The 209-nt window shown below is 42.6% G+C and carries 1 pseudogene; it reads left to right on the forward strand.

The features are described from left to right. Positions 1-209, forward strand: a pseudogene (locus LMB56_RS00150) (hypothetical protein); the annotation flags it as partial.

Raw genomic sequence — 209 nt, forward strand, 5'->3', positions numbered from 1 at the left:
GAGTTACTCAAACTCTCACTCATGCTTACTGAGTTACTCAAACTTTCGCTCATGGAAACGGAGTTGCTTAAGCTTTCGCTCATACTTACCGAGTTGCTGAGGCTTTCGCTCATCGATACTGAGTTGCTTAAACTTTCACTCATGCTTACTGAGTTACTCAAGCTTTCGCTCATTGATACGGAGTTGCTTAAGCTTTCACTCATCGATAC

Origin of the sequence: Limosilactobacillus reuteri (assembly GCF_020785355.1) — a bacterium.
GTDB lineage: Bacteria > Bacillota > Bacilli > Lactobacillales > Lactobacillaceae > Limosilactobacillus > Limosilactobacillus reuteri_I.